Annotated in this window: 16 protein-coding genes; 4 read left to right on the forward strand and 12 right to left on the reverse strand. The window is 69.1% G+C overall.

Translation table 11 applies throughout. The features are described 5' to 3' along the window. Nucleotides 1–12: 12 nt before the first annotated feature. From WT24_RS06280 to WT24_RS06295, 4 genes are all read right to left on the reverse strand, one after another. Nucleotides 13–1,809, reverse strand: coding sequence for a DUF2341 domain-containing protein (locus WT24_RS06280; protein WP_060032097.1), 1,797 nt, complete (start codon nucleotides 1,807–1,809; stop codon nucleotides 13–15). A gap of 65 nt (nucleotides 1,810–1,874) precedes the next feature. Next, nucleotides 1,875–3,530, reverse strand: coding sequence for a ShlB/FhaC/HecB family hemolysin secretion/activation protein (locus WT24_RS06285; protein WP_257127436.1), 1,656 nt, complete (start codon nucleotides 3,528–3,530; stop codon nucleotides 1,875–1,877). A 150-nt stretch (nucleotides 3,531–3,680) separates the two neighbouring features. Further along, nucleotides 3,681–4,328, reverse strand: coding sequence for an adenylyl-sulfate kinase (gene cysC, locus WT24_RS06290; protein ID WP_060031971.1), 648 nt, complete (start codon nucleotides 4,326–4,328; stop codon nucleotides 3,681–3,683). Continuing rightward, nucleotides 4,325–5,500, reverse strand: a complete 1,176-nt coding sequence (locus tag WT24_RS06295; protein ID WP_060031975.1) for a TIGR03032 family protein — start codon at nucleotides 5,498–5,500, stop codon at nucleotides 4,325–4,327. Before WT24_RS06295 ends, cysC begins: the two co-directional genes overlap by 4 nt. 535 nt (nucleotides 5,501–6,035) lie before the next feature. On the opposite strand from WT24_RS06295, the gene WT24_RS06300 reads away from it, so the two are divergent. Next, nucleotides 6,036–6,599, forward strand: coding sequence for a hypothetical protein (locus tag WT24_RS06300; protein ID WP_060031978.1), 564 nt, complete (start codon nucleotides 6,036–6,038; stop codon nucleotides 6,597–6,599). A 32-nt stretch (nucleotides 6,600–6,631) separates the two neighbouring features. Beyond that, entirely contained in the window at nucleotides 6,632–7,627 is a 996-nt protein-coding gene (gene gspK / locus WT24_RS06305) for a type II secretion system minor pseudopilin GspK (protein WP_060032105.1), read from the forward strand. Between the two features lie 72 nt (nucleotides 7,628–7,699). Here the strand turns inward: gspK and WT24_RS06310 are convergent, their stop codons facing one another. After that, the gene (locus WT24_RS06310) at nucleotides 7,700–9,334 is read right to left on the reverse strand and encodes a transposase (RefSeq protein WP_060031981.1); all 1,635 of its coding nucleotides are present in this window, start codon (nucleotides 9,332–9,334) and stop codon (nucleotides 7,700–7,702) included. A gap of 182 nt (nucleotides 9,335–9,516) precedes the next feature. Here WT24_RS06310 and WT24_RS06315 point away from each other — a divergent pair, with 182 nt between their 5' ends. Then, nucleotides 9,517–10,329 (forward strand): hypothetical protein, encoded by an 813-nt coding sequence (locus WT24_RS06315; RefSeq protein WP_060031984.1) that lies wholly within the window; start codon nucleotides 9,517–9,519, stop codon nucleotides 10,327–10,329. A gap of 143 nt (nucleotides 10,330–10,472) precedes the next feature. Here WT24_RS06315 and WT24_RS06320 read toward each other — a convergent pair whose 3' ends face one another. The 6 genes from WT24_RS06320 to gspG form a co-directional block, all read right to left on the reverse strand. Then, nucleotides 10,473–10,733, reverse strand: a complete 261-nt coding sequence (locus tag WT24_RS06320; RefSeq protein ID WP_257127437.1) for a DUF4880 domain-containing protein — start codon at nucleotides 10,731–10,733, stop codon at nucleotides 10,473–10,475. A gap of 262 nt (nucleotides 10,734–10,995) precedes the next feature. Then, on the reverse strand, nucleotides 10,996–11,991 hold the full coding sequence (locus tag WT24_RS06325) for a FecR domain-containing protein (RefSeq protein ID WP_060031990.1): 996 nt from the start codon (nucleotides 11,989–11,991) through the stop codon (nucleotides 10,996–10,998). Between the two features lie 11 nt (nucleotides 11,992–12,002). Beyond that, complete coding sequence (locus tag WT24_RS06330; RefSeq protein ID WP_059789679.1) at nucleotides 12,003–12,551, reverse strand: RNA polymerase sigma factor; 549 nt, start codon at nucleotides 12,549–12,551, stop codon at nucleotides 12,003–12,005. A 6-nt stretch (nucleotides 12,552–12,557) separates the two neighbouring features. After that, complete coding sequence (locus WT24_RS06335; RefSeq protein WP_060031993.1) at nucleotides 12,558–13,304, reverse strand: secretin and TonB N-terminal domain-containing protein; 747 nt, start codon at nucleotides 13,302–13,304, stop codon at nucleotides 12,558–12,560. A 194-nt stretch (nucleotides 13,305–13,498) separates the two neighbouring features. Continuing rightward, nucleotides 13,499–14,038 (reverse strand): GspH/FimT family pseudopilin, encoded by a 540-nt coding sequence (locus WT24_RS06340; protein WP_082742104.1) that lies wholly within the window; start codon nucleotides 14,036–14,038, stop codon nucleotides 13,499–13,501. Continuing rightward, nucleotides 14,013–14,492 carry a type II secretion system major pseudopilin GspG gene (gene gspG / locus WT24_RS06345; RefSeq protein ID WP_060032108.1) on the reverse strand — a complete coding sequence of 160 codons (480 nt, stop codon included), beginning with the start codon at nucleotides 14,490–14,492 and terminating at the stop codon, nucleotides 14,013–14,015. Before gspG ends, WT24_RS06340 begins: the two co-directional genes overlap by 26 nt. A 64-nt stretch (nucleotides 14,493–14,556) precedes the next feature. On the opposite strand from gspG, the gene WT24_RS06350 reads away from it, so the two are divergent. Beyond that, nucleotides 14,557–15,003, forward strand: a complete 447-nt coding sequence (locus WT24_RS06350) for a general secretion pathway protein GspC (protein WP_060031999.1) — start codon at nucleotides 14,557–14,559, stop codon at nucleotides 15,001–15,003. 8 nt (nucleotides 15,004–15,011) lie between these two features. Here the strand turns inward: WT24_RS06350 and gspF are convergent, their stop codons facing one another. Beyond that, nucleotides 15,012–16,229: a type II secretion system inner membrane protein GspF gene (gspF, locus tag WT24_RS06355; RefSeq protein ID WP_059789682.1), complete on the reverse strand. Its 1,218-nt coding sequence runs from the start codon at nucleotides 16,227–16,229 to the stop codon at nucleotides 15,012–15,014. Between the last annotated feature and the right edge of the window lie 50 nt (nucleotides 16,230–16,279).

Below are 16,279 nucleotides of genomic sequence, written 5' to 3' on the forward strand. Positions count from 1 at the left end.
TCCTGCGTGCGTTCAGTCGGCCAGCACCGCGTGGTCGGGCGCGCGGTGCGCTTCGGCCAGGCGCGTGACGAATTCGTCGACGAACACCTGCATGTTCGCGGTCACGTTCTTGTTGCGGATCAGCAGGTAGTTGTAGCCGAACAGCGCGGGAATCGCGACGAACAGGCCCGTGACGGTGGCGAGCAGCGCGGCCGCGATACCCGGTGCGATCGCGTTCACGTTCACGTCGCCGGCCGCCGCGATCGCCGCGAACGTGATCATCACGCCGACCACCGTGCCGAGCAGGCCGAGGAACGGGCCGCCCGAGATCGCGATCGTCAACAGCACCATCGATTTCGACAGTCGCTGGTTCTCGCGCACGAGCGTCGCGTCCATCGACGCGCGGATCGCCTCGATCGATTCGGACGTGATCACCGTGCGGCCGTTGCCGTCCACGCGGCTGTGAATTTCATGCACGCCGGCCTTGTACAGCCGGTACAGCGACGACTGGTACAGGCGCCGCCCTTCCGCACTGCCTTCGTCGACGTGCGCGAGGCCGACCAGGTGACGCCCGGCCACTTCGCGGAAACGCTGCACGAAATACTGGTTCGCCTTGTCGACGGTGCCGACGTAGCGTGCCTTCGTCCACATCACGATCCACGACACGAGCGCCATCCCGAGCAGGATCGTGATCACGACCCACGCGTCGACGGTCACCGACTGCACGATCACGCCGAAGTAGCCGAAGCCGAAGCCCGACTGCTTCTCGTCGGCGCCGTACGCGACCAGCTTCGATTCCGAGCCCTGCGCGAGCGCGTCGACCGCGAGTGCGGCGGGCGAACGCGCGATCTTCGACAGGCGCAGTTCGTCGAGTGCGCCCGCATACGCGGCGAACCCGGCCGGCGCACCCGCCGCGTCCGCGCCGATCGTCGTCACGCCGTTCAGCGCGGGCAGCGTTGCCGCGACCTGCGCGGCCTGCTTGCCGTTCACGTAGACGGTCAGATTCTTGCCGTCGGCCGTCGCCGCGACATACGTCCACTGGTTCGCGGCGACCGGCGACGCGGCCGGCGTGCGCACGGGCGCCGCGCCGCCCTGGACTTCCGCGAACGGCACGCCGTTGTCGAGGCCGATCAGCAGCGCATTCGCGCCGTCGCGGCGGCCGTACAGCAGCGTGTTCGGCGCGAGCGCCGACGGCTTGACCCACGCGCTGAACGTGAAGCTGCCGCCGGCCGGCACGTTCAGCGACGGGCTCGCCGGCAGCGTCAGCGACCCCGTGCCGTCGAACCGCGCGCCCTTGCCGACGATGCCGTCCTCGATCGTGCGGAACGACGCGTTCTGCGCGTGGTTGCCGTACGCGGTCGCGTCCTTCGGCGGGGCGCCGGCCGCACCGTTGAAGTGATAGACGAGCGTGTAATCGGCATCGAACGTCTCGGCCGGCTTGCCGCCGTCCGGCGCCTTCTTGTTGCCGTAGTACATCCAGATCGACTCCGCGGCGCCCGCCGGCATCTTCGGCACGTCGACCCAGATCAGCGCGACGCCGAGCACCGGATCGTATTGCTCGACATGGAAATTCAGCGGCGTCTTGTCGTCGGCCGCGACGAAGCGGATGTCGGCGCCGTTGTCGGCCAGCCCGTCGAACTGGAAGTTGCCCGAATGCAGGCGAATCAGCAGCGGCACGCGGCCGGCCGATTCCGCGAGGTTCGCGCCCTTCGGGCTCGCGTCGATCGTGATCGCCTTTCGGTACGACCAGTCGTTCTGCCACCATGCGTTCGCGATGCCGGGCAGCACGCCGAGCATCACCGCCAACAGGAAAAACAAGACTCGCTTCACGATCCACTCCCCGAATGGGCGGGCGCCGCGCTCGTCGCATCGCCCCGCCACGATCAAAAAATCCGTCAGAAACCCAGCCTTACGTAGAAATCGAACCGCGGGCTGTACTGCCGCGTGTAGACGCCGGCCTTCAACGGCCAGCCGGCCTCGAAATCCGCGCTCGCGTATTTCATGAGCTGCAGCCGCGTGCCGACGCCGACGCTCATCAGGTTGAAGCGCGACGTCTGCTCCGGCAGCGGGCTCAGCAGCCACAGGTGCGCCGCGTCGAAGAACGCATGGAAGCGCCATTCGTTCACCCGGCTGCCGACCGCGCCGCCCAGCCACTTCGACAGCGACGGGCTGCGCAACTCCAGCGACGCGATCACGCCGCTGTCGGCCGTGTCTTCCGCCTGCATGTAGCCGCGCACGCTGTTCATCCCGCCGGCGGCAAACTGCTCGCTCGACACGAGCGGCGAGTTCGAGATCTGGGCGCTCACGTGCGCATTGGCCTGCATGTCGTTCGCGAAGCGCTGCGTGTGATTCACGTCGAACTTGCCGTACACGAAATCGGGCGTCGCGTTGTAGCGCTTGTTGTCCCATGCGCCCCAGTCGCTGCCGAGGCCGCGGATGTTCGTCGTCAGCGACGCGGAGAACGACGTCTGCGAGTTCTTCAGGCTCAGCTGGCCGTTGTACGACAGCGTCACCGGCACGTACGTGAGCGGCGCCGTCGAGCCGCCCTGGCCCGGCAGCGACACGTCTTCGTCGTAGTGCTTGCGGTCGATCTCGATGCTGACCGTATGCGCGTAGGTCTCCGTCGCCGGCAGCGAATAGATCGCGGTGAAGCCGTACGTGGTGCCCTTGCCGAGCACGTTGGTGTTGCCGACCGACGCGACGTTGCTGTCCGAATGCACGACCGTCGCCAGAAAGCTCCAGCGCGAATCCTTGATCGGCGCGAGATACGAGAATGCGTAGACGCGCGCATCGTTCGGATGCTGCGGCGCGATCACGTAGGTGCCGGAAATCACGTGGCCGAGCTGCCACAGATTCGAATAGCTGAGGCTCGCGGTCGTGCGCAGCGTCGACGTGCCGGGGCTGTTGTCGTTGTTCAGTTCGAGCGAGCCGTGCAGCGGGCTGTGATCGTCGACCTTCAGGTCGACGTCGACCGTCTGCGGCAGCGCGCCCGGCTTCAGCACCGGAATCACCTGGCGGTCCGCCGAGCGGTTCAGGTCGGTGAGCTGCTGCTGTGCCTGGTTGAAATCCGGCACCTTGCCTTCGGCCAGCGCGGGCACCGCGTCGCGGATGTTCTGCGGCGAGTTGTATTGCGCGCCGTCCACACGCAAGCGCCCGACCTTCGCCTCGGTCACCTGCAGCAGGATCACGCCGTTCTTCACCTGCTGCTGCGGCAACTCGACGACGACCGACTGGTAGCCGCGATCCTGGTACGCCTTCTGCAACGCATCGCGGGCCGCGTTCACGTCGGCGAGCGTGCGGCCCGGCCCTTCGAACGGATACACGGCCTTCTCGATCTCGAGCGTCGGCAATGTCGTGTTGCCACGCACCACGAAGGCATTCACGTCGAACGACTGCGGCGCGGCGGGCGCCGCCTTCGCGGCCGGCGCGGCAGCGTCCTGCGCATGAACGCCCGGCGCGACGCTCAAGCCTCCGGCCAGCACGGCACCGGCCAGGCATCGGCCATTCAGCCGCCATCGTTCGCGTGACTTGCGGTCTACTCTCGGCGGCATGCGCCATTCCCCTTTGTTGTTCCGGACGCAGCGAAGCTGTCGCGACCCCGTCGCTCGCCCCGCTATCAGTTGCCTGTTTCACTTTGATGACGATTGATTCGCCATCCTTATCATGAACCGCGCAATGCTCTTTATGCCGTCGAACCGAACTCAGCCGTGATGTGTCGGCACCGCCTGCGCATCCGCGTGAAAGCCGAACTGCGTCACGGTGAACTGCAACAGCGTATCGACGCACGTCGCGAGCGATGCGCGGCCGGTATCGAGCGTGAGATCGGCTTTCACCGGCGGTTCGTACGGCGCCGACACACCCGTGAATTCCGGCAGCGCGCCGCACCGCGCCTTCGCATACAACCCCTTCGGATCCCGCGCCTCGCAGCACACCAGCGGCGTGCTCACGTACACTTCGCGGAACGCCGGCCCCACGATCGCTCTCGCCGCATCGCGCATCGCCGCGAGCGGCGAAATGACCGCGACGATCGCCAGCGCGCCGGATTCGCTCGTCAGTGCCGCGACTTCGGCGATGCGCCGTACGTTTTCGAAACGATCCTGCACCGTAAAACCGAGATCCCGATTCAGCCCCGTGCGCAGCCGATCACCGTCGAGCACCACCGCATGCATGCGTCGGTCGCGCAGTCGCGCCGCTACCGCGTCGGCCAACGTCGTCTTGCCCGCGCCGGACAACCCGGTGAGCCACAACACCCCGCCGGCCCGCTGCGGCGACACGCGCCGCTCGTCGCGGGGCACGTCTACCGATAAGGACGAAACGACGTCGGGAAACCCGCAACGATCGATCTTCATCGTGCACGCTCCGCCGCCTTCGCCGGTTCGTCGTCCTCGCGCGGACGCGTCTGCCAGAAGCCGCCTTGCATCGTCACGATCGACGGTGTCTCGGCCCATTGATGGGGGCTCAGGATTTCGGCACGTCGCACGTTCGGGATCACCTGCACGTCGAAGATCTCGTCGACGCCGTTGAAGAACTGCAGGATGCCGAGCACGTCGCCGGTGTTCGCGTCGAGCGCGGCGACCCCCGCGACCAGCGCATCCGATTCGCTTTCGATCGGCAACCCCTGCGGGCCGCGTTTGTCGCGCAACTTCGACAGCCCGACGAACAGCACGCCCCCGTATTCGGCGAGACCGTGCGTGAAGCCCGGCAGCTTCGCGAGCACGCGCCGCGCGCCCGACTGCGGATCGATCTGCAGCACGTGGCCGCGACCGCCTTCGAGCACGTGCAGGCGAGCGCCGATCACGCGCGGCGAATGCGGCATCGACAGCCCCGATGCGACGATCCGGCCGGACGGCACCTCCATCACGATGCCGCCGGCGGCCATTCCGCTGCGCCAGCCGAACGGCTCGTTGCTCATGCCAAGCGCCGTCGCGAACCGCACCTTGCCGTCGGCGAACGCCATGCCGTTCAGGTGGCAGCGATCGTCCGGCGTGGTCTCGGTCACGAACGGCGGCTGCCAGATCGGCGTGAAGTTGAAATAGCCGTCGATCACGCTGATACAGGAATAGCGTGTGTTGACCGCGAGCAGCACGTGCTTGTCGAACGCCATGTCGTGCAGGTCGAGATCGCCCGTGTAATAGGACATGCGCGGCACGAACATCGCGTCGTAGTGATCCGGTCGGGCCGGATAGTGCGGCGCGAGTGTCGATACGTTGGCGAACACCATCAGCTCGTGCATCGTCGCGATCGCGAGCCGCTTGCCCGACACGGCCATCCCCATCGAGCGCGGCAACAAGCATGCGGACAGCGTCGGCGCGCCATCGTCGACGCCGATCACGGCCACGCCGGACGGGCGGCGGCTCACGGCCAGCGAGCACCCGAGCGCCTCGAGCACCTGCAGAAAGCGCCCGGTGTCGCGCAGGTTGATGACCGGCGACAGCGCTTCCGCCTGCCGCGCCGATACGTCGTCCGTCGGCGCGCCGCTTTCGCCCGCCGGGCGGGTTTCCTCGAACTGTTCCACTGTCATGCACCTGTCGGCTTCACGCCGCCTGATGAGAAAAAATGCTCGCTTGCCTGCCGGCCCGTCGGCCCGGTGCACGCGCATCGGTCGCGGGGCCGCGTACGGCGCACCAAGTCGCAGCTCCCACCTACCTAGACGGAATGAAGCGCGCATTGCCGCAATGTTTTTTGCGTGACGTCGACCGATCCGCCGGCACGGGCAGCGGTCGACGCAAGCGGCCTGCATGCGTGCAGCCGCTCGCCCGCGCGAGATGCGGCGCATGACCTTGCGTGGCCCCCATTTCGTATACATGTCGTTGCCCGGCCCGCGCGCGAAAACGCGACGGCCTGCGTGCGGCCCGACAATCCTCCGGTTTCAACCGGGAAGTTTTTGTGACATTCGACTGAAGATATTCACGAAACACGCGCAAACCACGGGGTGCGATCGTCGGGACCGTTTACGCTGCACCGCACGCCGCGAGCACGTACGAAATCCTGCGGCTTGCAGCCGCCCGCTTCGTCCTAGCTATTGAGAACGGAACATGTCAACGACAGGACACTCCATGTCATTCGCCACGATGCTCGTACGGTGGCTCGCCGGGCGGTTGGCCGGCGCCGCCGGAATGCCGGGCCAGTTGCGGCCGCGCGCCGCTCATGCCGCGTCGGATCCGCCGCTGCGCTGGCGCTCGCCGTGGCTCGCGTGGCAACTGCTGTCGTGGTCCGTGCTGACGCTGCTCGCGCCGCCGATCTGGACGATCGGCACGCTGCTGCTGATCAATCCGTCGAGCGATCAGCCGCTGTTCTGGGCGCTCGCGATGGCGATCGTGCCGGTCGCGAACGGGGTCGCGATCGTCGCGACGAACCAGCGGCATCACCGCACGCCGTTCACCCGCCGCCCCGCGGTTGCAGCCCACACGTTCGCGATCGCGATGACCGTCGGCTGCACGCTGTTCGTGCTGCTGCTGTGGCGCTCGCACGCGATCGCCGACCTGGTCGGCCCGCTTGCCGACGACGGCATGCGTCCCGCGACGCTCGCATGCTGGGTCGCGGGGCTCGCCGCGCTGTTCGGCGTCACGTCATCCGCGCATGCGAGCATCGCGCATGCGTGGCTGGCGTTCGAAGTGTGAGCGCACCGCGCCGACACTGCGAGGGCACGCGGATGCATCGATACGGGACAGGAAGGACGGCGCACGCGCGGCGCGAACGCGGCATCGCGATCGTGACGGTGCTGCTCGTCGTCGCGCTGGCGGCCACGCTCGCGGCCAGCGTGCTGTGGCGCCAGCAGGTCGCGACGCGCGACGTCGAGAACCAGCGGCTCGCGACACAGACGATGTGGATCGAGCGCGCCGCGGTCGAATGGGCACGCGCGACGCTGCGCGCGCAAAGCGCGACGTCGAACGTCACGTTCGTCGGCCAGCCATGGTCGGCGCCCATCGCCGACGTGCAGCTCTCGGACCTGCTGCCATCCGACGCGCTGGCGGTCAATGCGGAGCTGTCGCGCGCGTGGATCTCGGGCAGCGTCGAGGACGCGCAGGCGCGCTTCAACCTGATGAACCTCGTGTCGCGCGCCGCGCCCGGCAAGCCGTGGCAGTCCAACGGCGAAGGCGTGCTGGCGTACCGGCGCCTGCTCGGCCAGTTGTCGCTCGATCCGGCGCTCGCGCAACCGACGGCCGACTACATGCTGCGCTCGCTGCGCGACGCGAACGGCCCGGGCGGCTGGCCGCTGCAGCTCGTGTCCGTCGACGATCTCGCGCGCATTCCCGGCTACGACGCGCATGCGATCGAAGCGCTCGCGCCGTACGTCACGATCCTGCCCGACCTGACCGTCGTCAACGCGAACACCGCGCCCGAACCCGTGCTCGTCGCCGCGATCCCGACGCTGTCGGCGAGCCAGGCGAAGCGGCTCGTCGACCGGCGCGCGACCGCCTACTTCGTGAGCACCGGCGACATCGCCGAATACCTGCTGCCCGCGCAGGGCGGCAACCCGACTTTGCCGGACGGCTCGGCCGTCGGCGTGAACAGCGGCTACTTCATCGTGCATTGCCGCGTGCATTCGGCGCGGATCAACGCGCGCGTGGACACGCTGATCGCACGCTACGGCAGCGGCAATTTCGCGTGGACGTCGGTGATCTGGGTGCGGCGGCTGACGAGTTGAAGCCGGATGCGGCAGAGACGGGCGCGGCGAACGGCGAGCCGGGCCGAGCCGGCAACGTGCGATCGGCGCCGGCTAATTCAGCGACGACTCGCTCAACGTCACCGGTCGCTGGCCCGGCGACGCCGCCGCATCGAACGACAAGCGCGTGAAGCTCGTCTCGCGCACTTCGCCGAGGAGCCGGTTCCAGTCGTCGATCGACACGAGCAGCGCGATCGGCCGGTTGTACTTGGTGACCATCACCAGCGCCTCGCCGGCGTGCCGCAGCGCCTTCGACGGATTGCTGCTGAAGTCGCGCGTCGCCATCGCGATCGTGCGCAGGCTGAAGACGTTCGCGGCCGGATCGTCGCCGTTGTCGTGCAGCAGGCACTCGAGCGTCGCGGCGCGCAGCAATGCCTGCGACTTCGACGACAACCGGCTGTCGCGGCGGCGCCGCCGTTCGCTGCGCGGGTCGACGTGCACGGCGAGCATCCGCACGATCTGGCCGAGCGTCGTCGCGGGCAACCGGTCGTAACGCTGCCACCAGTCCGGCGGCAGCGCGATCATCATGCCCGCATAGGTGGCCGTCACGCCGTCGGCGATCAGCGACGGCAGGCGCGCGACGTCGCGCGCGTCGAGATCGAGCGCGCCGCCGACCACGCGCGTCATCACGCTGAACGCGTTGTAGGCGAACGCGGCGATCCCGCTCGCCAGCAGCGCCGCACGCGCGGGCACGGCGCCGAACGGCGTGCCGCCCGTCACGGGCTCGAGCGCGAGCGGCAACGCGTCGCGCCAGCGTCGGCGCGACAGCGCCACGATCTGCGGCGCGTCGAACCGCTCGGCCGACAGGTCGGTCAGCAGCATGACGCTTTCGCCGGGCGCCTCCGCGCGTTCCCATTCGATCTGGCGAAACGTGTCCGACGCGCCGCCTTCGCCGGCCATCCCGACGGATCGTTCGCGAACGCGCCCGGTGCCGAACACGCCGGCGTCCTGCCAGTCGCCGAGCGGCCGGCAGGCGGCCGAGCGGCCGTATTCGCGCAGCACGAACGCGCCGCCGCGGCGCGGCCAGCCGGACAGGATCGCATCCGTATCGAAGCGCCCGTCGACGATCCACAGCTCGCCGGGCCGGACCGCTTCGAGCAGCGCGCCGACGAATGCACGCTCGTGCGACCGGCCGCGCTCGCAAGGCAGCAGGTCGACGATCATCCCGAGCTCCGGGTCGTACACCGGCAGGACGCGCGCACCGCCTGCCGCCGCATCGCGCGCCGGGTCGTCGCACGCGCGCCCGCAGTCGCAACCGTCGGCGCGCGGCGCACAGGCCTCGCCGGCGCCGTCCAGCACGCGCAGCCGCATCCCGTCGACGGCGCACGCCCCGTCGACACCGCGCACCGACGCGACCGGCAGCAGCAGGTCGACGCTGTCCCTGGCCAGCGCGCGCCCCCAGCCGGACCGCCACCGGCTCATGCAATCGTGCAGCGCCGTCACGGCCGCGCCGAACCCCGGCGCGACGGCGCCGGCGGCATCCGGCATCCGCCGCCACGCGGCAATCGCCGCGATCGCGTCGACGGCAACGGCAAACAGCGCCTCGCGGATCGACTCGCCGTCGGGCTCGTCGCCGGCACCCGCCGCGGCGTCGACCCAGTCGTCGTGCAGCGCGCATTGCAGGACGAGCCGCGCCATGATCGCCATCGGGCTCTGCTCGACGAAGCGTTCCACGACAGCGCGCATCATCGGGTTACCTCACACTGTCCTGTCGATCGTGCGGGCCGCCGCAACGGCATACGCTCGCGCGCGTCGCAACGCGTTCGCACTTGACGCAGCGCGAGCGACCCCGCAGCATCGTGAGCGACCCGCTCCGCGCGACGCCGCGCCGTCGCGGCGGGCCATTCGCAATCAATGCACGAGGCACCGGCATGTACGTAGATCCCCGCGTGGCGCACGGCCGCGCCCGGTTCGACCTGAGCGGCTCCCCGCGGCTCATCGCCGACGAGCGCCGCTGGGAGATCAGCGACATCGTCACGCGCGGCCTCGACGATTTCAAGGGCGTGCGCAATCGCCGCAACCTGCTCCGATTGCTCGCGCGTCAGATCGCGCCGAAACTCGTGCGCCTCGGGCTCGAACCGTACGTCGGCGCGCTCGGTCACGCAGAGGGGCTGTTCGTCCATTTCTCGACGATGAGCGCCGAGCACGGCTTGCGCGAATTCCAGCTTCAACTGACGGTGCCCGACCTCGTGCTGCGCAGTTTCGCGTCGAATGCGATCCGGCCGCACGCGGTCGCGCGCTGCATGCAGCGCAACGGCGTGATGTCGCTTGCGGAAATCGAGCACGAGACACGCATCGCGTTCGTCGCGGCGCGCGTGATGCGCTCGCTGGCGATCGCGGAAGGCTGGCAGCAGATCGGCGTGCCGACGCCGCACGGGCTGTTCGTCGGCACGCTGACGCAGGCGCGCGACGTCGCGATGAATACCTATTTCCGCCCCGGCGACAACGACCGCCCGTCGCGCTGGAGCGGCTTCTCCGCCCTCTTCTCGACGATGCCGGACTGGCGTCCGGAACAGGTCCGGCACGGCGGCGAACTGCTGCAATGGATGGTCAACCATATCGTGGCCCTGCAAGAATCCGCACCGTTCGTCGAACGCTTTCCGTTTCTGCGCGAGCCGCTGCGCGATGCCGACGATCCGCTCGATGCCGCATGGACCGGCGCGCGCGCCGACCACCGTGCATGACGGGCGATCCGGGGGCCCATTCCGGCCCCCGTTCCCCGATCTCCACGCCATCGCCCCTCTTCACGGCCCCTCGCTCTCTCATATACAAGGTCGCAGCGGCCCCGCCTAACCCGCAAACTTTCTTGCAACGCCAATGCGGCGCGTCAATGCGTGCGCGTGGACCCACCCGGCTCGCCCGGCTCCGGGCGGCCGACCGTCTCCAGCACGGCCCACATCCAGATCAGCTCGCGCACCGTGCGTGCATGCTCGTCGCTCTGTGCGCGCCACCGCCCGAAAGCGTCGCGCTCCCGTTCAGTCGTGTCGCCGGCGCGCAGCCACAGCAGCCAGCGCACCGCGCCCTCGCGGATCGCGTCGGCGCGCGTGCCCGCGTCGCCGGAATCCGTATCCCGTTGCGATTCGTTCATGATCACGCCACCGCCCGAAGCTCCCTCGACACACATCCCCCCACCGCGCATCGCTGCGCGGCCGGGCGCTTGCCACCCACGCCTCGGGTCCGACGACGCCCCACCGGGCCGTCACGCGTGACGGCCCGGCGTTTGCCGGCCCTCATGGATAAGGTCGTATCGACGCGCCGTAACCCGCAGCGCGGGCAGCACCGCGGCAGGCGGAGCAACGGCCGGATGGAAACGGGAGAAAGGAAGGAAAGCGGAACGCGGGGAAAGCAGCTCAGCTCAGCAGCACGATGTTGCCGGGCAGGCGCGTGATGTGCGCGCCGTACAGGCGGCCGACCATGTCGATCACGTCGTCGAGCCGCGTGATCGGAAACTGCGCCTGCATTCGGTTCGCGCCGAGCGACGCGCTGCGCAGGATGACCTTGCCGCGCCGGTAGCGGTTGATCTCGTCGACGACGTCCGACAGCGGCACGCCGTTGAACACCAGCATGCCGCGTCGCCACGCGCTGACGGCGCCCGGATCGGTCCGCGACACCGACTGTACGCCGCGGTCGTCGTAGACGACCTGATCGTCGGCGCTCAGCGTACGTGCGCCGCGCGGATGTTCGAGCGTGACCGTGCCGGACAGGCACGTCACGCAGACCTGCGAGCCCGTACGCCGCACGTTGAAACGCGCGACCAGCGCCCTCATGCGGCCGCCGCCCGCCACCACCGTGACGGGCTGAATCGGCGTCGCGCGGCCGGCCGGCGGCGCGATAGCGTCGATCTCCGCCTCGCCCGCGACGACTTCGACGCCATGCGCGGCATCGCTCGCCGGCAGCACGTCGAGGCGCGTTTGCGTATTCAGTTCGACCGTGACGCGCGGCGACAGCGCGACGCTGCGCTGCTCGCCGGTACCCGTGTGGTAATCGGCCGCGATGTCGCCGAGCGACGGCCATAGCTGCAGCGGCGGCCGCACGGCGAGCCACGACGCGCCCGCGGCGACCGCGAAGCCGATGAACGCGCGCCGCCCAGTGCGCATCGTGCGTTCGCGCCTGGCGACCTGTGCCCAGGCCGCGGCCGTGCGCTCCTCGTGCGCGAGTTCGGTCGCGGCCGTGCGCAGCGAGCTCCAGGTGCCGCGCAGCAGATCGGCGGCTTGCGGACGATCCTTGCACCAGCGTTCGAACGCGTCGGCGTCGTCCTGGCTCGCGTCCCCCGAGCGCAGACGCAGCAGCCACGCACTCGCTTCGTCGAGTTCGTCGTGGGCAGGTTGGGCCTGGGCTTTCGTCATCGTCCGGATGCTCAAAATTTGCGCGGGCCGCCTCGCGTGCCCGCGTACGAATCGCCGTCTTCCTGCATCCGCTGCAGGCAGTACTTCATCGCCGCGCTCAGCTCGCTTTCGACGAGCCGCAGCGAAATGCCGAAATGCTCGGCGATCTCGCGATTCAGCAGGCCGTCCACGCGGGCGGCCAGCAAAATCGCGCGACGCCGCGGCGGCAGGCCGCGCAGCACGTCCTTCAGCGTCTCGACCTTGCGGCGCGCCGCGACGATGCGCTCGGGATCGGCCAGTTCGTCGGGCACCTCCAGCAGCGTCTCGACGTCGTCGTCGTGCAGATGCCGCCGTTCGCGCCGATGCTGGTCGATCGCGACATTGTTCGCCATCCCGAGTATATAGGCGTCCGCGTTCGTCACCTGCGTGGAGACGTTCGCGTTCTCGAGGCGCAGCCAGGTTTCGTGCAGCGCGTCGGCGGCGCCGTCCTTCGACCCCGTCACGCGTTCCAGCCGCCTGACCAGGTACGCGTAGCGCGTCGCCAGCAGATTCCGGAGCCCGGAGCGGTTGCTGTCGGACATGATGGCCTAGCCCCGAACGGCCGGCTGCGGCGCCGGGCAACGGAAATGCACGCCGTTGCCGGCCGGGCGCAGCAGGATCGTGACCGGCTGCGGCAGGTCCGCAGGCGGCGCGTCGTCCAGCTTCAGCGCGCGCAGCGCGCGCATCACCGCCGCGTCGCGGGCGGCCGAACCGCTCGATGCCACCATGTTGACCGCCACCACCGCCCCCCTGTTGTCGATGCGCATCTGCGCGACGAGTCGATAGCTGCCCGGCACCGCCGCCGGCTGCGCGCACAGCGCATCGATCAGATGCGCCTGCAGCAGGCCCGCGAACGCGCGCCGATCGCCGGAATCGCCGATCCCGTCGATCGGCAACGCCGCATCCGCCGGCGTGTCGGCCGGAGCGGGCGGCGTCTCGGCGGCCGGCTGCGCGACGATGATCGCTTCGTCCGGACGCGAGAATTCCGCACGCAACCCCGTTCCGGCCAGCATCCGCTCGAGCGCGTCGCGCGGCGCGAAATCGCCCTGGACCGGCACACTCGTGCGCCCGTCGAGCAGCGGCGCCGGCGCGAGCACGATCAGCTCGGTGAGCCGCGCGAAATCCTGCAGCGTCTTCGCGAGCGGCTGCGCGGGCAGATCGAAATGCACCGCGCTGCCCGGCTGGCGGCCGATGGAACCGGTCTCCTGCGCGTGCACGCCGCGTATCGACAGCACGACCAACACGAGCCACGCGACGAGCGCCAGGACACCGGTCGGCGCCCGTGAACGAGTCATGAATCCCTGGACGGAAGTGGAGTTGCACGCCGCGTGCCGAAGCGTGCATCCCCGTGAGCGGCTCCGTCGCAAGCGAACGACAGATTGTGAGCGGGCACTGTGACAGTCCGGTGAAGCGTATCGCCGCGCGACACGATCGCGCCGCACCGCTTTCGTGCATCGCCGGCGCGCACGTGGACCATGACGCGTGCCGCTCAGGGCCGGCGCACGACGAAGTTGCCGATGCCCGTGCCGACGACGGCCATCCGCACGTCGCCGGACCACAGCGTGATCGTCACCGGCACATCGATGCTTTCGCTGCCGAGCACGATCCGCGACGGCGCTTCGCCGCCACCCGTGTAACGCACCGACACGCCCGTCACTGCGCTGCCCCAGCGGCGTGCGCGATACAGGTCGTCGGTCATCGGCGCCCAGCCGCCGCCTTCGGTGCGCTGTACGAAGCGATAGCCTCCGCCGACCGGCTGCCATGCGATCGGCATCGCGCGCACCTGCGCTTCGTCGCCGGCCGATTCGAGCAGGTTCGCCAGGCGCTGCGCCTCCTCCGCCAGATCGGTGCGCCGGTTGCGCGACGGCGCGAGCGTGACGACCGCGACCAGCAGCCCGACGATCACGAGCACGACGAGCATCTCCAGCAGCGTGAAGCCCGCCGCCGTGCGACGTGCGGCGCCCGCGCGCCGGCCGCGCCCGTTCAGGATGCCCATCGTTCCGTCACTGCCACGAGCCGATGTCCGCATCGTTGCCCTCGCCGCCCGGTTTGCCGTCCGCACCGTAACTGAACACGTCGATCGCGCCGTGCGCGCCCGGGTTCAGGTATTGATATGCGTTGCCCCATGGATCCTTCGGCAAGCGCTCCAGGTAACCGCCGTCCTTCCAGTTGTTCGGTACCGGATCGGTTGTCGGCTTCTGGATCAACGCAGCGAGCCCCTGCTCCTGCGACGGATAGCGGCCGTTGTCGAGGCGATACAGGTTCAGCGACTGCATCATCGTGCCGATGTCCTGCTTCGCGGCGATGCGACGCGCCTCGTCGGGACGGCTCATGATCTTCGGCACGATCAGCGCCGCGAGAATCCCGAGAATCGCGACCACCACCATGATCTCGATCAGCGTGAACCCGCGTTGCGTATGGCGACGCGCTCGTCTGCCCGCCTGGCAGGCGTACGGCGTTCGGGTTTCGTTGAGGCCCGTCATCATGCATTCACCCTCGCGGCAAAGAATGGAAAACGTCTTCTGTCCATCGCATCGACCCGTCGCCATGAAACCATTCGACCTGCTTCGCATCGCACCGTCCCGCACCGATCTCGTGCCGCTCGCGGCGACGCTCGCCGCCGCCGCGGCACTCGCCGCCGTGTCGCTGTGGGCCGTGCGCGTATTGAGCACCGCCGATGCGCCGGTCGCGGCGCTTGCACCGCCGCCCGCGCCGATCGACGTTGCGGCCGGCGCGCGGCTGTTCGGCGCGACACCCGACGACGGCCGCGATGCCATCCAGTTGCTCGGCGTACTCGCGTTCGATGCACGCCGAGCGGCCGCGATCGTCAGCGTCGGCGGCGAAGCATCGCGCGTCGTATCGCTCGGCGCGGCGATCGGCGAAGCCGCGAAGCTCGCCGAGGTTCGCGCGCGCTCGATCGTCGTCGACCGCAACGGGCTGCAACGCGAAATCGCGCTGCCCGCCGCGGAGAAGGCCAACGCGTTCGTGCGCTGAGCCGCGCATCACTGCACCATGTTGTTCAGCTCGATGATCGGCATCATCACCGCCAGCACGATCACGAGCACCACGCCGCCCATCGCGAGGATCAACAGCGGTTCGAGCAGGCTCGTCAGGAACATCGTGCGGCGCTCCAGTTCGCGCGATTCGCCTTCGGATGCACGATCGAGCATCGTCGTCACGTCGCCCGTCGCCTCGCCCGAGCGGATCAGGTGCACGAGTACCGGCGGAAACGTCTTCGTATGCGCGAGCGCACGCGACAGCGCCGAGCCTTCGCGCACACGGACGATCGCGTCGTCGACGTTCGCGCGCATCGCACGGTTCGACAACGTCTCGCCAGCCGCCTGCAACGCGCGCAGGATCGGCACGCCGGCCGCCGTGAGAATGCCGAGCGTGCTCGCGAAGCGCACCGTGTTGTAGCCGCGCACGAGCTTGCCCGCGAGCGGCGCGGTGAGCACCCAGGTGTCGAACCTGAGCCGCGGCGCATCGCGCGACAGCACCTTGCGGATTGCATAGACGATCGCGACCGTCGCCGCGAGCGACGCCCACCACCAGTGCCGCACGAAGTCCGACAGCGCGAGCATCACGACCGTCAGCGTCGGCAGTTGCTGCTTGGTGCTGGTGAACACGTTCGCGACCTGCGGCACCACGTAGCTCAGCAGGAACGTGACGATGCCGAACGCGATCAGCGTGACGATGCCCGGATACGTGAACGCCAGCAGGATCTTCTGCTTCAGCGCGTTGCTTTGTTCGATGTAGTCGGCCAGACGCGACAGCACGACGCCGAGCTTGCCCGTGTGCTCGCCGGCCGCGACGAGCGCGCGATAGATCTCGGGGAAATCGCGCGGATGCTGGCTCAGCGCATTCGCGAACGAATGGCCGCCGACGATTTCCGCGCGGATCGACGCCATCAGCTCGCGCACGTATTCGCGTTCGGCCTGCTCGCTCAATACCGACAGCGCTTCGTCGAGCGGCAGCCCCGCGACCAGCAGGCTCGCGAGCTGGCGCGTGATGATCGCCTGCTCGCGCTGCGACAGCTTGCGGCCGAGCGACAACCGTTGATGGCGCTCGCCGTGCAGACGCTGCGCGGCCAGTTCTACGACGAGCGGCGTGAGCCCCTGCGTGCGCAGATGACTGCGGCCGGCGCGCGCGCTGTCGGCTTCGAGCACGCCTTTCAGCGTGCGGCCGGTGGGATCGATCGCTTCGTAGCGGAATGCCGACATGTCAGTGCCCTCGTGTCACGCGTGCGACTTTTTTCGGCGACTGCGCGCAA

Source organism: Burkholderia sp. MSMB1078WGS (assembly GCF_001528895.1).
Lineage (GTDB): Bacteria > Pseudomonadota > Gammaproteobacteria > Burkholderiales > Burkholderiaceae > Burkholderia.

What these genes read in the sequence shown, in the direction of transcription:
- gspK (WP_060032105.1), top strand. Translation starts at nt 6,632, where the DNA reads ATGCATCGATACGGGACAGGAAGGACGGCGCACGCGCGGCGCGAACGC.
- WT24_RS06285 (WP_257127436.1), bottom strand. Translation starts at nt 3,530, where the DNA reads ATGCCGCCGAGAGTAGACCGCAAGTCACGCGAACGATGGCGGCTGAAT.
- WT24_RS06320 (WP_257127437.1), bottom strand. Translation starts at nt 10,733, where the DNA reads ATGAACGAATCGCAACGGGATACGGATTCCGGCGACGCGGGCACGCGC.
- gspF (WP_059789682.1), bottom strand. Translation starts at nt 16,229, where the DNA reads ATGTCGGCATTCCGCTACGAAGCGATCGATCCCACCGGCCGCACGCTG.
- WT24_RS06300 (WP_060031978.1), top strand. Translation starts at nt 6,036, where the DNA reads ATGTCATTCGCCACGATGCTCGTACGGTGGCTCGCCGGGCGGTTGGCC.
- gspG (WP_060032108.1), bottom strand. Translation starts at nt 14,492, where the DNA reads ATGACGGGCCTCAACGAAACCCGAACGCCGTACGCCTGCCAGGCGGGC.
- WT24_RS06335 (WP_060031993.1), bottom strand. Translation starts at nt 13,304, where the DNA reads ATGACTCGTTCACGGGCGCCGACCGGTGTCCTGGCGCTCGTCGCGTGG.
- WT24_RS06325 (WP_060031990.1), bottom strand. Translation starts at nt 11,991, where the DNA reads ATGACGAAAGCCCAGGCCCAACCTGCCCACGACGAACTCGACGAAGCG.
- cysC (WP_060031971.1), bottom strand. Translation starts at nt 4,328, where the DNA reads ATGAAGATCGATCGTTGCGGGTTTCCCGACGTCGTTTCGTCCTTATCG.
- WT24_RS06295 (WP_060031975.1), bottom strand. Translation starts at nt 5,500, where the DNA reads ATGACAGTGGAACAGTTCGAGGAAACCCGCCCGGCGGGCGAAAGCGGC.
- WT24_RS06350 (WP_060031999.1), top strand. Translation starts at nt 14,557, where the DNA reads ATGAAACCATTCGACCTGCTTCGCATCGCACCGTCCCGCACCGATCTC.
- WT24_RS06330 (WP_059789679.1), bottom strand. Translation starts at nt 12,551, where the DNA reads ATGTCCGACAGCAACCGCTCCGGGCTCCGGAATCTGCTGGCGACGCGC.
- WT24_RS06310 (WP_060031981.1), bottom strand. Translation starts at nt 9,334, where the DNA reads ATGATGCGCGCTGTCGTGGAACGCTTCGTCGAGCAGAGCCCGATGGCG.
- WT24_RS06340 (WP_082742104.1), bottom strand. Translation starts at nt 14,038, where the DNA reads ATGCGGACATCGGCTCGTGGCAGTGACGGAACGATGGGCATCCTGAAC.
- WT24_RS06315 (WP_060031984.1), top strand. Translation starts at nt 9,517, where the DNA reads ATGTACGTAGATCCCCGCGTGGCGCACGGCCGCGCCCGGTTCGACCTG.